We start from the raw sequence: 13,798 nt of genomic DNA, 5'->3' as shown, positions 1-13,798 counted from the left end.
GCAATGTTTGGATTCTGGGAACGTCCCATCGGGCGATCACCGACATGCACCAGCGCGCTTCCGTTCGCGTTAGACGTGCCCTGCTCGCCACTGACGCGGACGCCGGCGCCGGCGCCGGTCTCACTCTCCCTGCGGTCGGAAGGACCGCGCCCGTGCTGGCGTCGTCTAGGCGATAGAGATGCGAATCGACGTCTTGGCACTAGCCTAGCCATCGCACCAGTGCTTAGCTAAGCTCCTATTTATCTTTGTTGACCGCGCCTCATAGACCCAGCAATCGCCAAATCGCCTGCTTCTTCGCTTGGTATGCGTCTTCGATGAACTCTTTGTAGTCGTCCGACTCTGTATCGTCGAAGCGGCTTAGCTCATCGCGATTGAGTTGCCTCACCCAGCTATCGTTCGTTTCCCGATGCTCATCCAGGACGCGCAGCTGAGCCAAGTGCTTGTCGAGGTCTAGGCTAGGCTGGCTGGAATAACCCGACTCTATGCGTCGGTTGAGCACAGTCTGCAGCTGAAAGTGGCCGGCTTCTGTGGACGTCGTGCCATTGCGCACGTATACCGCGCTAGTCCGTAGGCCCTCCCCGTCCCTCAAGGCTAGGAACGGCAGGAGTTTGGGCTCTTCTTCCACCAGCAGCACTTGGAACGACTTACCCACCAAGGTTTCGTACTCTGCCGCGCCGAAGGAAAAATCAAGAATCTCATACTCAAGCGACTTGGGTAGATAGCTGCTGAGCGGCGGGATCAGCTGCGCCTTGTCCTTGAGGATCGGCAAGCCGCTCGGGATCAGATTGCCGTCGGCTTGTTGCGATACGCCCACGACGAGCGCACCACCGCCAGAATTCGCCAAGGCTAAAATGTGGCGGGCGAGCTTTGGCAGCGCAGGCCAATCAGCCTTGAAGTCCAGATAATCAGTTTCGCCGATGTTGCGACGAAGCAGGTCACGCAGCGCCTCACGGGTTGGCGCTGTAAAGAACCGGGCAAAGGTTTCGTGTTGTTCTTTTAGAATTGTCATCTAGGGTTAATTCCAGGTGCGAACCGAGTATCCGGCCTGCTTGGTCAAGGTGATCTGAAGACTCATCTTGCCCCACTCGAGAGAGTGATTTCGCTAGTGAGACTAGGGCTTTCGCCTCTCAGCTACTGCGTCAGGGCTGTGCCCGTCCCCCTGCCGTTGACGAGACTTGAATATCGATCGAATCTTCAGTGGGTGACCACAGCGGAGACCGTCACCGATTGCCTTCGCTTGAATCTATTGTTGGTCCGTACTCGGATTCACAGGGTCGATTTGACCCTTACGAATAAGGCTATTGAGCAGCAATATTGCTACTTGCCGCTCGCTAAGCCCTCCGATTTGAGTGGATTCTTGGCCGCGTTCTCCGTAAACAGTGATGAGGCCTTGATCTACAAAATACTCAGCCACATAGGTCTCTTCTGAGCGCTCAATCTTGATCGTTCCCACAAATCACCATGATCTACTTGATTTTTCTGACCCCAATGGGCGGAAGTTAGGGACGCCCCATGCATCACCTTTCATCAGTGCAGTCCCGCCACATAGTGGCATGCAGCGCTCCGTCCTGCAGAACTCACCCTATTAACGTGACGCGTCACACCCTATCGCCCCACCCCATTGGCGCCCCACCCCACCCCCACTATAGTTCCACCCCTCACAAGGACGAGACGGCACACATGCCCTATATCGGAATCGGACTCCATGTACTGGCGGCCATCTACTTCGCGGTGCACGCCATCCGCTCTGGCCAGAGCCTTTACTGGCTCATCCTGCTCTTTTCATTCCCGCTGCTCGGCAGTGTCGTCTACTTCCTGGCGATCTACTTCCCGGAAGCCCGTAATTCGCGGGGCGCCCGTCAGGCCATCCGCTCCGCCAAGCAGTTGATGGACCCAGACGAGGACCTGCGCAACGCCCGCGCGGAGCTGTCGCGAACGCCCACCGTGCAGAATCGGGTTCGCCTGGGCATGACGCTGCTGGATGCCGGCCAGGCCGAGGAAGCCAGGAGCCTGCTTGAACAGGCAGCCAGCTCGCCGCTGGGCGACGATGCCTACATCCTGACCGGCCTTGCCCGTGCCCGCCTCGAGTCCGGGCACGCTGCGCTTGCGGTGGAGACGCTGGACGGCCTCTTCGCACGCCACCCGGACGTGCGCCGCAAACCGGAACAGACCTTGCTGTACGCGCAGGCATTGGCAACCGCGCAAGCCCCCGGAGCCCGCGCCGCATTCGAGCGCTCGGTGGAGTGCGGAAACGATGCGGCCGCTCGCTGCCTCTACGCCGAATGGCTGATGGCGCAGCCGCAACCCGACGATCGCGAGCAGGCCCGCAGCCTGTTCGCCAGCATCATCGACGATGCCCAGCATTGGTCGCGCCACGCACGGAGCCACAATGCCACATGGCTGGAGCGGACTAAGGCCGCGTTGAAGGGCTACTGACGCCTGACGGCCTTTGGCAAACCTGTCGCATCCGCCTCGCTCACAGCCTCGCCGGGCGGATGCCGACAGTCGGCAGACTTGCACCACCGACATCGCCGATAGCATTGCAGCGCAAGGCTCCAGCTTCATTGCGCCATATGCAACGATTCTGAAAATGTTGAAAGTGGTGACGTCATCGGCCTTACTGCATTGGCATCGCACGCAACCGGGCGTATTCCTTTTCGCGCCGCCAATACATCGGTGGTCGGGGCTCGAAATCCCGGTAACGCGACTGTAGTTTGCGCTTGCCAGCCGGTACCACGCTTTGTGGTGCCGGCTGGCAATCCGTCGGCCGGCTATGGCGGGCGGTGCGTGGGGGCCTCGTGCCCACCGGGCCTAGTCGCGTACCGGATTTCGAGCCACGCATCGTCCGCCACCTTTATCGGTGGCGGCTTCTGCATGCACGCAAGGAGCCCCGCCATGACCCAGACCCACTCCCCTGCCCCGCATCCGATCCACGACGCGTCTGCGAACAGCCCCGCGCTGGATCCGAACACCCTCATTGCCCTGCTGCACAGCATCGGCGCCGGCGCCGCCTCCGATGGCCAGCCGTGGCCGGAACGCCATCAGATGCCAGGTCGACGCATCGCCTTGGCAGATACCGATTGCTCGCTGGCCGGCCTTCGGGTGGTGCTGGAGATCCTGCTGGCCGCGCAGCGCGCCCGCGAGAACGGCGAGCTGGAGCAGTACGTTGGCCCGCGCGTGATGGAAGGGCTGATCATGGCCGGAATCGGCCTTACCGCACACGCCAGTACCCGACTGCATCCGGAGGGTTGAGTGGCCTGGTGGCGCTGGGCGGCCACCGCGCTCTGTCTTGTGATGGTGGTTGCGGCACAGACGCTGTGGCCGGCGCCGCCGGTGCACTCGCCTGTCGCGTTCCAAAGCATCACCGACCATCGATTCTCACAACTGCGGCGCCAAGCCGTGCAGTTCGTGGAGGCTCGACCACGACAGGGCTTCCAGTTCGTCGAGCGGCATCAAAACGCCGGATTCCAGATTCACTGTGGAGGCGTTCCAGTGTTGTGGCTGGAGAGGCGCTCGCACCATCTGCTGTTGCAGGCCTCACTGGACGCGAAGCAGCGGGCGCCCGCCGTTGTGCGGTTGCGGGCGCTCCTCCAATGGCAGTTGGAGCCGTTGGATTACCTGGAGCAGGTTCTGGCTGGCGTGCCGGAGCCTGTTCTGTTGGATCGGGTGCTGCAGATTCTTGCTGGTGATGTGCCTGATGGGGCGCGATGTGGCGTGCCGTAGTCGAGCATGGCTCGACTCTACAGGGCTGCGGGCAGCGAGGGTTCGGGCTCCAGCTCTGCCGCTCGTCACCTGCGCGACAGGCATTGGCCTAGTGATCATGCGAGTCACCTCCCGGCATCGATCCAGCCCGCATCGCGCGCACGCGCAAGATCTTCTGGCGTATCGATATCCAGGCCCAGTTCCGGTGCCTGTAGGACATGCACCGTATCGACAGGAAGTTGCCTCAAGCGCGCTCCGAAGCCGCGGTCACCGGTTGCACCCGCAGAGTTGAACCATGCACGCGGCACTACTGCGGGAACGCCAAGCACATTTCCGTGGCGGGTGCCCGCGCACGTTGACGCTGCGGCGCGGGCACCGGAAAGCAGCGCCTGCAGATGGGAGCGCTCGATTGCGGGCTGGTCGCATGCCACGACCATCACCGCGGTCACGGTGGGCAGCAGGTGTGCGCCGGCAACCTGCAGACTGCTCGCCAGGCCGCGTTCCCAGTGGTGGTTGGTTACCGGAGTGGCCTCCAGCCCGGCAATGCTGGATGTCACGGCCTGTGCGTTCGCGCCCACCACGACCAGGACCTGCGCTGGCGCGAGCTCCCGCGCCAACCGCACCACGCGATGTACCAGGGTTTCGCCCTGCCGGGTCAGAAGCTGCTTGGGCTGGCCAAGTCGGGTGCTCCCGCCGGCAGCCAGCACGACGACCGCATGCGCGTCAGTCACCTGCCGTGCGCGCTTCGCCATTGCTGCAGCTGCGCGGCGATGCTGAGCGAAATCGCCTCTGGCCCTCGGCCGCCGATGTTCAGGCCGACCGGTGATCGAAGTCTCGGGGAAAGGCGGAGGCGCTGATCCGGTGTCAGCAGCTTGAACAGGTCCTCGCGCCTTCGACGCGGACCCAGCAGTCCAATGAAGCCAACCTCGGTATCAGCCAGGGCCACCAGCGCCTCCCGGTCCAGTTCGAAATCGTGATGCATCACCAGTACCGCGTCGCACGGGTCGGCATGGAGGGCCTCGGCCGGGCTGGTCTGAAGATGCGCATCCGCGCACTGCCCGGCTGAGGCCCAGCGCGCTCGTCGTTCGGCCACGCTGACCCGCCACCCCAGGCCCCGCAGCAACGGAACCAGGAAGGGCGTTTCGGGACCGCCCCCCAACACCAGGGCCCGCGGAAGGCGGGGCAACGGCAACCGCCATGCGCCCTCGCCAAAGGATTGCGCCCCCTCCATCGGATGCAGCTGCCATGCCTGCTCGCGATGGCCGGCGCGGAAGACGACCTGGCCCGACGTGCGAAGGTCGCGCTGGAGTGACACGCCCTCGCGCAGCCAGACCTCGATGACGTCGTCGATGCCGGCCATGGCACGCAATGGCAGGAGCGCAATCCGCAGCCGGCCGCGGCACCCGAGCGCGGACCCACTCAACAGGTCGTCGTCACTGCGGGTGTCGATCTCGATCCAGTCGACCCGCCCTGCCGCGCTCACCTGCTCCGCGCGTCGCGCGAGCTCGGGCTCCAGGCATCCGCCGCTGAGCCAGCCGACCTGGCTGCCGTTGCAGAACAGCACCATGTCGCCGGCACCGGCGTAGGTGGAGCCATCGGTTTCCAGCACCAGCGCGAGCACGGCGTGCTCCCCCGCGCGCACGCGCGTCAAGGCCGTCTCGAGTACGCCGCGCGGGCTGCCTTTGGCGAGGAAGCCCGGCGCTGCGGACAGGTCCTCGGCAAGATCGCCGGGCTCCCCTCCGCCCGCGGCGGAGGCCTCCAGAGTGGGCGAGGCTGCGGGTCGGTCCATGCGCAAGGGTCAGCCCACGTCAGGCAAGCCGGGCAGCAGCTTGTCCAGGGTAATGGGATAGTTGCGCACGCGCACGCCGGTTGCGTTGTAGACCGCATTGGCGATCGCGGCGCCGACCCCACAGATGCCCAGTTCACCCACACCCTTGGCCTTCATCGGCGAGATCACCGCATCCAGCGTGTCGAGGAAGACCACTTCCTGGTACGGGATGTCGGCATGCACGGGAACCTCGTAGCCGGCCAGGTCGTGGTTGATGAACAAGCCAAGCCGTTTGTCGACCACCAGCTCCTCCATGAGGGTCGCGCCCGCACCCATCACCATCCCGCCGATGACCTGGCTGCGTGCGGAGAGCGGATTAAGGATCCGGCCGCCATCGCATACGGCAAGCATGCGGCGGATGCGCGTCTCTCCCGTGTAGGCATGCACGGCGACCTCGCAGAAATGCCCTGCATAGGTGCCGACGTCGTAGCCTTGTTTGAAGTCGCCGAAGGCAATGCCGTCCTCCGCCGACAGTGTCCCCGCCTCCGCCAGCTTGATGGTCCGCCCACCCGCCTGGATGTGGCCATTGGCGAAGTCTGCGGTGTCGCCGTCGAAGCCCAGTTTCTCGCCCACCTTGCGGCGCAGGCTGACGCACGCCGCGTACACGCCTGCGGTGGAGCTTGCCGCGCCCCACTGGCCGCCGGAACCGGCGGAGGCGGGATGACGGGAGTCGCCGAGGGTCACCTGGACCCGGTCCAGCGGCACGCCCATGGTCTCGGCTGCCGTCTGCGCGATGATCGTGTAGGAGCCGGTGCCGATGTCGGTCATGTCGGTCTCGACAATCACCCCGCCCTGGCCGTCAAGCCGGACCCGCGCCGCCGACTTCATCGTCGGTGCGCCGCGATAGCCCGCAGACACGCCCATGCCGACCAGCCAGTCCCCTTCCCTGACCTGCGCCGGCCTGGGGTTGCGCTTGTTCCAGTTGAAGCGCTCCGCGCCTTCGCGCAGGCAGCGCACCAGGTTGCGGTCGGAAAACTTCTTGGACGGATCGCCGGGCACGACCTCGGGCTCGTTGAGGATGCGGAACGCGATCGGGTCGAGGCCCAGCTTCTCGGCCATTTCATCCATCGCCACCTCCAGCGCCATGTGGCCCGGTGCTTCGCCCGGTGCGCGCATCGCATTGCCTTCGGGCATGTCGAGCGTGGCGATGTAGTTGGCCACCAGGCGGTTGGCGCCCGCATAGAGCTTGGGCGTCTGCAGGGTGCCGTTTTCGCCGTCCTCGCCGTTGATGTTGCCCGACCAGTTCTCATGGGCGATGGCGGAGATCCGGCCATCCTTTCCGCAGCCGATCCGCACGCGCTGGAGGGTGGCGTGCCGGTGCGTGGTGTTGTTGGGCATCAACGGGCGCTGCAGCGCGATCTTCACCGGTCGCCCGACCTGCTTGGCCGCCAACGCGGCCAGAACCGCGTCGGCACGGATGAACAGCTTGCCGCCGAAGCCGCCGCCGATATAGGGCGAGTCCACGCGCACCTTGGCAGGATCGATGCCGAGGATCGCCGCCATGCCCTGCCTGGCCCAGTCGATCATCTGGTTCGCCGTCCACAACGTGAGCGTGTCACCCTCCCAGGCGGCGATGGTGGCGTGCGGCTCCATCATCGAATGACTTTCGTCGGAGGTGTGGTACGTTTCGTCGAGCTTGACCGCCGCGCTCGCGTAAGCGGTGTCGAAATCGCCGAGCGTCTGCCGGTCGGGCTTGCCGCCGCGCCCCTTTGCCAGCGGCGCGGACGGTGCCAGGGCCGGGAAATCGAAGCGGCCCTTGCTACGCTCGTAGCGGGTGCGGATCAGCGCTGCGGCGGCGCGGGCCTGCTCGAAGGTCTCTGCCACCACGCAGGCGATGGCCTGGTGGTAGTGGGCCACGTCGGGTCCGCCGAACAGCGGTGCATTGTTCCAGTTCGATGTGCCGACCGGCTTGGTTTCCGGTGCGGTGATGACCGCCAGTACGCCGGGCGCGGCACGTGCGCGGGAGGCATCCATCGAAATGATGCGCCCCTTGCCGATGCCCGCACCGACGATGTAGCCGTAGGCCTGGTTCGGCGCCACGTCATGGCGCTCGTAGGCATAGGGGGCGGTGCCGGTGGTCTTGCGTGGACCGTCGATGCGCGGCGTCGACTTGCCGACGACCTTGGCCTTGTCGAACAGGTTGTCGCCGGCGGGGGCGTTGAATTCAAGGGGCATCAGCGCTCTCCTTCCACCAGCACCGCTGCGAGGGTGCGCTCGGCGAGCGCGATCTTGAACGCGTTCTCCGGCGTCGGACGGGCACCGGCGAACACCTGCCGGGTCGCGGCCTTCACGCCGTCGCGCAGCAGGGGTTCGGCTGCCTCGACGCGCCACGGCTTCGGCGCGACCCCACCGAAGGCGAACCGCGCCGAGCCGTCACGCTGCACGACCGCGGCGACCGACACCAGTGCGAACGCATAGGACGCGCGGTCCCGTACCTTGTGGTACACGTGCCGACCGCCCAGGGGCTCCGGCAGCGTGACGTGGGTGATCAGCTCACCGCGCTGCAGCACGTTGTCCTGCTGCGGCCTGTCGCCGGGGGAACGATGGAAATCGGCAATCGGGATGCTGCGCGTACTGCCGTCACCCCTGACGGTCTGGATCGAGGCGTCCAGCACCCGCAGGGCCACCGCCATGTCGCCCGGATAGGTCGCGATGCAGCTGTCCGAGGTGCCGATCACGCCCATCTGCCGGGAGAACCCCTCGAGTGCGCCGCAGCCGGATCCGGGCAGGCGCTTGTTGCAGGGCAGATTGGGGTCGTAGAAATACGGACAGCGCGTGCGCTGCAGCAGGTTGCCGCCGGTGGTGGCTTTGTTGCGCAACTGCCCGGAAGCGCCTGCCACGATCGCGCGGGTCAGCACCGCGTAGTCGCGGCGCACGCGCTCATGCGAGGCCAGCGCGGTGTTGGTGACCAGCGTGCCGATGCGCAGGCCACCCTCGTCGGTGGGTTCGATCCTGTCCAGGCCAATGTCCTGCACATCGACCAGGTGCGCTGGCGTCTCGACCTCCAGCTTCATCAGGTCGAGCAGGTTGGTCCCTCCGGCCAGGAACTTCGCGCCCTCGGTACCGGCGACGGCCCTGGCGGCCTCGGCCGGGGATTTCGCGCGCTCGTAACTGAAGGCCCTCATGAGCGCCTCCCTGCAGAGGTGACGCCAGCGACCTCTGCCATCGCCTCGGCAATGTTGGAATAGGCGCCACAGCGGCAGAGGTTGCCGCTCATGCGTTCGCGCATTTCCATGTTGGTGGCCTGGGGCCGTGCGCTGACATCCGCCTGCACATGGCTGGGCACACCCCGCTTGATCTCGTCCAGTACCGCCACCGCCGAACAGATCTGCCCCGGCGTGCAGTACCCGCACTGGTAGCCATCATGCTTGATGAAAGCGGCCTGCATCGGATGCAGGTCATCGGGAGTTCCGAGGCCTTCGATGGTGGTGATAGCATCGCCCTGGTGCTGCACCGCCAGGCTGAGGCAGGCATTGATGCGCTCACCGTTGACCAGCACGGTACAGGCACCGCATTGACCGTGGTCGCAGCCCTTCTTGGTGCCGGTCAGCTTCAGATGTTCGCGCAGGGCATCGAGCAGCGTGGTCCGGGTGTCGAGCTCAAGCTCCCGCCGCTCGCCGTTGACGGTCAAGGCCACCGTGCTGATGACCGGCGGCCTGGGCGGCGGGGGCGTCGCCAGTTCGGCGGCGAGCGATGATGCCCCCGGTGCGGCGGACATCGCCACGGTCGTGACGCCGCCGGCGATCACCTGGCGACGCGTCAACTTCATTCCTTCATCACAACTTGGCACAGTGACCTCCTGGCGTTCGGGGAAACCCCGTGGCTGGATGGACGCGCTCACACTACCGAAGGGCTACTATGCCCCTCTGCGGGGTACAGACCTGTGAAGTCGGCGAAATGTGCGAACATGATGCAGCAAGCCCGAAGAAATCGGCTGCATCCAGCCACAGCGCGGCACTCTTGAGCCATGCGTATGCCTCACTGGATGACTCACAGTCCTCTTTGTCCCTCAGCATGAGGAACATGATGGCCCGACGCTACAAAGGCGTTCGCTGGGAGGGCTCGGGTTCGTGGATGGAGCCCTCCAACAAGGCAACGTAGGTATCAAGCCTGGTGCGAAGGCCGATCAGCATCCAGCCCAGCATGTACAGCAGCACCATGGCGAAGATCAGTAGTGCACCCAGCGGGCCAACATCGAAAGCGCCCGCCCAGTCGCCCCATTTCCATCCGCGGAACTGCAGGTAGAGGGCAATCAACAGCGGGAATGGTCCCAGCCGCTGCAGGCCGCCATACATCATGCCCATGCGCTCAATCATGTTTGTGCGCAAGGTGCTGACGAACTTGAGTCGCCGCTCGCGCTGGACGCGCGGGAATCCGCGAAGCTCGGTCACCACCGCTTGCCAGTGAGCGAAGTCTTCATCCATCTCCCGGGCGTGCGAGAGCCGCGGCTGTCTGAACTGGCGAATGCCCCTGCGGGCGGCCAGTACGCCACCGACAATGAACCCTCCTACTTCGATTGCCAAGCAGGCAACAACCACCTGGAGCACTACCCCAAGAGGCAACCATCGATCCGGAAGCTGACCCATGAGAATGCCGATGATCGCCGCACCCACGCCGATGCGAAACGCCCACGTCTCCACCCTGCCCGCCTTGGGGTAGATGCTGTGCTCAACCAGTCCCTGCACCCGCTGGTAGAGCCAGTGGAATGTCAGTTCCTGCGAATCGGTCTTTGCCGGCGGATCGAATCCGCCCCCTGCCTGCATGTCCATTGCATCCCCTGCCCCACCGGCCAGGTTGCCGGCGCCACCATCGTAGCCGAGCTGGGTTGTGGCGGAATACGGCCTAGCCGTGTAATCGTCAGGGCCAGGACCTTCCCGGAGTCGAGCATGGCTCGATTCTACAGAGGCGGAGCCTGCGGGCCGACCCGAACATGCACCACATGGCTGACGCCGCGATGGAACATCTTGGCGTATGGGCAGACGCGTTCGGTGTTGCGAACGAGTTCGCAGGCCAGGTTCTCATCCATGCCGGGAAGATGTACCACGATCTCGGCCGACAGCAGGTACAGCCCATCTGCCGGATCACGGGCGAAGGTGACCGCCACTTCGATGCTGGGGTTGTGCAGCAGCAGGCCGGCACGCGCGGCCACCAGCACCATGGCACCGTGGAAGCAGCCAGCGTAGCTTGCGGCCAGCAGCTGCTCGGGATTGGCGCCGCCGCCAGGCCCGCCGAGTTCCGGCGGCAGGCGCAGGTCCACCGCCAGTGCACCGTCGTCCGACCGCACGACGCCGGACGCCCGCCCGTGCTGGGCCTGGCCACCGCTCACCCGCACGCGGCCGGTGTACAGCGGCTTCACGTCGTCGCCCTGGTAACGGTCCAGCATGGCGGGCGAAGGAGGCTTCAGCTCGGTCATTGCGCGGCTCCATCAAGCGCAGCTGCGGCAGGCGATCGATTCGCCGCTCAGGCAGGCTGCCGCTGCAACAGGCCGGACTGCTGCAGCCAGGCGTCGAAATCGACCTGCCCCAGCCACGCGTGTCCGACCGGCACCAGCGTGTCGATCTGCAGCGGCGCGCCGAAGTACAGCGCCTGGGCATCCGCAACGACCTGCCGGGAATCACCCGTCATTTGCAGATACTGCCTGGCCAGATCCGCCATCGCGCTACGCTGCGGCCCGGCGATTTCCAGCACGCCATTGGCCGGCGGCTGCTGCGCGATGCGTGCCACCGCTTCGGCAACATCCTCGGCGGCAATCGGCTGCACGTCGGCGGCCGGCAGCCGCAGGGTCTCCCCATCGCCGGCGGACTGGATGATGCCCGGCAAGAACTCGAAGAACTGCGTGGAATGGATGATGGTGTACGGCAGGCCCGAGTCGCGGATCAGCCGCTCCTGGGCGATCTTGCCGCGGAAATAGCCACTGGCTGCCAGCATGTCGGTGCCTACGACGGAAAGCGCAACGTGGTGATGTACGCCGGCACGGATAGCGGCCGCAAGTATGTTGTGGCCAGCGGTCACGAAGAACGAAAGCACTGCCGCATCTTCGAACGAGGGCGAGTTGGCCAGGTCCACCACCACGTCGACGCCGTCCATGGCGGCATCCAGACCTTCACCGGTCAGCACATCCACCCCGGTCGAGGGCGCTGCCACCACGACCTCATGCCCGGCTACGCGCAGGCGCTCCACCACCTTGCTGCCGATGCGGCCGGTACCACCGACGACGAGGAACTTCATTGCGTGTCTCCTGGTATGTAGAGGGGCTGCCGGGTGTGGCCGGGCGCAGGCATCGTAGGTGGCGCGGGCGCGAGGCAGTAGGTCCGTGACCGGCCGCGCACTGTTGCCCGGCACGCACCAGTACGCTCAGGCCCAGGCAGGCTGTGCGCCTGGCTTCAGAGGGGTGGCCTGCTGGCGTGCTTCCCAGTGCGAGATCACATCCAGTTCGAGCGCGCGTACCCGCTGCGTGCTGAAGTCGATGAAGGCCCGCACGCGCTTGGGCAGCTGGCGGCGGCTGAGGTAGCACAGGTAGTGGCCGCGATCGAGCGGCGCATGCCGATCCAGGCAGGTCACCACCCTGCCCGCCCACAGCGCTTCACGCACCTGATAGCTGGGCAGCTGGGCGATGCCCAGCCCGTCGATGACGGCCTGCAGGGCCAGGTCGGCATCGTTGAACACCAGTGCGGCCGGCGGCTGAAGGTGTACTTCGGCACCGTCGACACGGAATTCCCAGGGCTGCATGCGTCCGCCCGGCAGGCGCCGCCCGATGCAGTCATGCGTGGACAGCGCATCCACCGACGCGGGTAGGCCGTGCGCCTGCACGTACGCCGGTGATGCACATACGACCAGCTGCATCGGCACCAGCTGCTTGGCGATCACCTGGCTGTCTTCCAGCAGGCCATCGCGAAACGCCACGTCGATGCGGTCACCGGCCAGGTCGGGGGCCTGCTCGTCCAGCAGCAGTTCCACGGATACCTGCGGGTACTCGGCGCGGAATGCGGCCAGCAAGGGGGCGATCACCCGCCGGCCGAAGCCGTGGCTGGCACTGATGCGCAGGTGCCCGCGCGGCGGGCCCTCGCGCAGGTCGCGCATTTCCTCCAGCGCCTGCAGGATGCAGGTCACGCCCGGGCTGCAGCCCTCCAGGAACAGCTCGCCTTCCCGGGTGAGCGTGGTCGAGCGCGTGGTGCGCAGGAACAACCGCACGCCCAGCTGGCTTTCCAGCTTCTGCACGCTGCGGCTGACGGCCGAGCGGCCGATGCCGAGGCGGTCGGCCGCGCGCGCGAAACTGCCCTCGGACGCCACTGCAATGAAGGCCAGCACACCGGCGTAGCTGGTGGAGAAGGACGCATTGAGCGCATCGTGGCCGTCACTGGCCGCGCGGGGCGTTGCGGCATTCATGGGTGGCCTGGCTCCAGGCGGGCACGTTGTGCGTGCAGGTGGCTCCGCGCCAGCGCCAACCGTTGCCTGCACGTGGAAGGGTCGAGCCCCAGCAGGGGCACGATGTCCTCGAATCCGGCGCCCAGCACGTCGTGCAACAGCAGGATCGCGCGTGCGTCGGGCGGCAGTTCGCGCAATGCGGCGAGGAAGGCCTGCCAGACCTGTTCGCTGGCAGGGCGCGATGCGGTGCGCAGGTGCGATGAGGTGTCCATGCCCGGCAGACGGCCGAGCATCGGCCGCTGTGACAGGACATTGGTGTTTTTCATGCAACAGCGTGCGGCCCGGCCCCCGCCTACCGGCATTGCGAATGCAGGCCTAGCCTCGCTGTGCCCTTCACACGCTACAGGAACACACCATGACCGCACGCCTGGATTACGCCGCGCAATCCCCCGAACTGTTCAAGAAGCTCGGCCTGTACTCGCATGCCGCCCACACCGCCTCAATCGAAGGGGCCATCATTGATCTGGTCAACATCCGTGCATCGCAGCTCAACGGCTGTGGCTTCTGCCTGGACATGCACGTGAAGGAGGCCACCCTGCGTGGTGAGCGCCCGCTGCGCCTGCATCACCTGGCGGCATGGCGTGAATCAACGCTGTTCAGCCCGCGCGAGCGCGCCTGCCTGGCCTGGACCGAAGTACTGACCCAGCTGCCGGCGCAGGGGGTGCCCGACGAGCTGTACGCGCGCGTGCGCGGCCAGCTGTCCGATCAGGAAATTGTCGACCTCACCCACGCGGTGATGGCGATCAACGCCTGGAACCGCGCCAACGTTGCCTTCCGTACCACGCCCGGCACCCTGGATACGGCCTTTGGCCTGGACAAGGCCGGCCTGGCCTGATCCTTCCG

Annotated in this window: 15 protein-coding genes; 4 read left to right on the top strand and 11 right to left on the bottom strand. The window is 65.8% G+C overall.

Translation table 11 applies throughout. The features are described 5' to 3' along the window. Positions 1-259: 259 nt before the first annotated feature. Positions 260-1,009: an AlbA family DNA-binding domain-containing protein gene (locus ACTJJM_RS01855; RefSeq protein ID WP_201862043.1), complete on the bottom strand. Its 750-nt coding sequence runs from the start codon at positions 1,007-1,009 to the stop codon at positions 260-262. 671 nt (positions 1,010-1,680) lie between these two features. Here ACTJJM_RS01855 and ACTJJM_RS01850 point away from each other — a divergent pair. The 3 genes from ACTJJM_RS01850 (at position 1,681) to ACTJJM_RS01840 (ending at position 3,723) form a co-directional block, all read left to right on the top strand. Next, the gene (locus ACTJJM_RS01850) at positions 1,681-2,436 is read left to right on the top strand and encodes a tetratricopeptide repeat protein (RefSeq protein WP_440865093.1); all 756 of its coding nucleotides are present in this window, start codon (positions 1,681-1,683) and stop codon (positions 2,434-2,436) included. A gap of 459 nt (positions 2,437-2,895) precedes the next feature. Beyond that, a complete protein-coding gene (locus tag ACTJJM_RS01845) occupies positions 2,896-3,252 on the top strand; it encodes a hypothetical protein (protein WP_440865092.1) in 357 nt (118 codons plus the stop codon). After that, positions 3,253-3,723 carry a hypothetical protein gene (locus ACTJJM_RS01840; RefSeq protein ID WP_329762812.1) on the top strand — a complete coding sequence of 157 codons (471 nt, stop codon included), beginning with the start codon at positions 3,253-3,255 and terminating at the stop codon, positions 3,721-3,723. It abuts the gene before it with no gap. Positions 3,724-3,827: 104 nt separating this feature from the next. On the opposite strand, the gene ACTJJM_RS01835 is transcribed toward ACTJJM_RS01840, so the two are convergent. From ACTJJM_RS01835 to ACTJJM_RS01790, 10 genes are all read right to left on the bottom strand, one after another. Beyond that, on the bottom strand, positions 3,828-4,454 hold the full coding sequence (locus tag ACTJJM_RS01835) for a nucleotidyltransferase family protein (RefSeq protein ID WP_125436996.1): 627 nt from the start codon (positions 4,452-4,454) through the stop codon (positions 3,828-3,830). Further along, a complete protein-coding gene (locus ACTJJM_RS01830; protein ID WP_423159101.1) occupies positions 4,430-5,491 on the bottom strand; it encodes an XdhC family protein in 1,062 nt (353 codons plus the stop codon). Before ACTJJM_RS01830 ends, ACTJJM_RS01835 begins: the two co-directional genes overlap by 25 nt. A 9-nt stretch (positions 5,492-5,500) precedes the next feature. Beyond that, entirely contained in the window at positions 5,501-7,705 is a 2,205-nt protein-coding gene (paoC, locus tag ACTJJM_RS01825; RefSeq protein WP_440865091.1) for an aldehyde oxidoreductase molybdenum-binding subunit PaoC, read from the bottom strand. Beyond that, positions 7,705-8,655, bottom strand: a complete 951-nt coding sequence (locus tag ACTJJM_RS01820; protein ID WP_021202434.1) for an FAD binding domain-containing protein — start codon at positions 8,653-8,655, stop codon at positions 7,705-7,707. The genes paoC and ACTJJM_RS01820 overlap by 1 nt, the downstream gene beginning before the upstream one ends. Then, the gene (paoA, locus tag ACTJJM_RS01815; RefSeq protein WP_049455247.1) at positions 8,652-9,299 is read right to left on the bottom strand and encodes an aldehyde dehydrogenase iron-sulfur subunit PaoA; all 648 of its coding nucleotides are present in this window, start codon (positions 9,297-9,299) and stop codon (positions 8,652-8,654) included. Before paoA ends, ACTJJM_RS01820 begins: the two co-directional genes overlap by 4 nt. A gap of 268 nt (positions 9,300-9,567) precedes the next feature. Further along, the gene (locus tag ACTJJM_RS01810; protein ID WP_440865090.1) at positions 9,568-10,299 is read right to left on the bottom strand and encodes a hypothetical protein; all 732 of its coding nucleotides are present in this window, start codon (positions 10,297-10,299) and stop codon (positions 9,568-9,570) included. Between the two features lie 128 nt (positions 10,300-10,427). Next, the gene (locus tag ACTJJM_RS01805) at positions 10,428-10,943 is read right to left on the bottom strand and encodes an OsmC family protein (RefSeq protein WP_012480266.1); all 516 of its coding nucleotides are present in this window, start codon (positions 10,941-10,943) and stop codon (positions 10,428-10,430) included. A 47-nt stretch (positions 10,944-10,990) separates the two neighbouring features. Next, positions 10,991-11,758 carry an SDR family oxidoreductase gene (locus ACTJJM_RS01800; protein ID WP_049455244.1) on the bottom strand — a complete coding sequence of 256 codons (768 nt, stop codon included), beginning with the start codon at positions 11,756-11,758 and terminating at the stop codon, positions 10,991-10,993. Positions 11,759-11,884: 126 nt separating this feature from the next. Continuing rightward, positions 11,885-12,916 (bottom strand): LysR family transcriptional regulator, encoded by a 1,032-nt coding sequence (locus ACTJJM_RS01795; RefSeq protein WP_262088726.1) that lies wholly within the window; start codon positions 12,914-12,916, stop codon positions 11,885-11,887. After that, positions 12,913-13,221 (bottom strand): sigma factor-like helix-turn-helix DNA-binding protein, encoded by a 309-nt coding sequence (locus ACTJJM_RS01790; protein WP_049455242.1) that lies wholly within the window; start codon positions 13,219-13,221, stop codon positions 12,913-12,915. Before ACTJJM_RS01790 ends, ACTJJM_RS01795 begins: the two co-directional genes overlap by 4 nt. Positions 13,222-13,310: 89 nt before the next feature. Between ACTJJM_RS01790 and ACTJJM_RS01785 the strand changes: the two genes are divergently transcribed. Next, on the top strand, positions 13,311-13,790 hold the full coding sequence (locus ACTJJM_RS01785; protein ID WP_049455241.1) for a carboxymuconolactone decarboxylase family protein: 480 nt from the start codon (positions 13,311-13,313) through the stop codon (positions 13,788-13,790). Positions 13,791-13,798: the final 8 nt, after the last annotated feature.

Origin of the sequence: Stenotrophomonas sp. 22692, from assembly GCF_052045015.1 — a bacterium.
In the GTDB taxonomy this organism is placed as follows: domain Bacteria; phylum Pseudomonadota; class Gammaproteobacteria; order Xanthomonadales; family Xanthomonadaceae; genus Stenotrophomonas; species Stenotrophomonas geniculata.
Note: the sequence above shows the minus strand (reverse complement) of the source record. Positions and strands in the feature narration are given on the sequence as shown.